At 44.9% G+C, this 630-nt stretch carries 2 protein-coding genes; both read left to right on the forward strand.

The features are described from left to right. Positions 1 to 112 (forward strand): regulatory protein ToxS (locus R7044_RS26215; RefSeq protein WP_225456120.1); only part of this gene is annotated, 112 nt, incomplete at its 5' end. Positions 113 to 158: 46 nt separating this feature from the next. Then, on the forward strand, positions 159 to 630 hold a 472-nt coding region (locus R7044_RS26220), incomplete at its 3' end, for a sulfite exporter TauE/SafE family protein (RefSeq protein ID WP_225456119.1).

The raw sequence follows: 630 nt of genomic DNA on the forward strand, positions 1-630 counted from the left end.
TCAAATCTTTAAGCTAGATGCAGAACAAAGCCGCCGAATTGACGTGGTTAATGAGAAGACTCTGTTATTAACTAGCCTAAATCACGGTTCTACGGTACTGTTTAGAAACTGAATTTAATTAGTGATAAGGGGGCAAGATGCCCCCTTAATTTTTTCTCATGGATTGGTTAGACACTTTCACTCTCTTTTTCGGCTCGCTCGTTGCAAATACGTTGGCATCTCTTTCTGGTGGTGGCGCCGGTTTGCTACAGTTTCCTCTACTTATTTTTCTTGGCTTACCGTTCTCCGTTGCACTAGGCACTCATAAAGTGGCTTCTGTTGCTTTAGGCTTGGGCGCTGCAAGCACTCACCTCAAAGCCGGCACCATTAAATTGCCCATCGCCCTTTATCTGATTTTTGTTGGCAGTATAGGCGTTGTGATTGGCGCAAACCTCATCGTTCATATCCCTGATGGTATTGCGGAAAAGATGCTAGGCAGTATGATTCTGGCACTCGGTATTTATTCCCGCTTGAAAAAGCAGCTGGGGCAAATCGAAATCATTAAGCGTCGCAATCAATTGGGTTGGATTCTTGGTGGTATTGGCATCATGTTGATAGGCATCGTCAACGGGTCTTTAACCGCTGGTTCTG

The sequence above is a fragment of the Vibrio sp. 1402 genome (assembly GCF_033340275.1).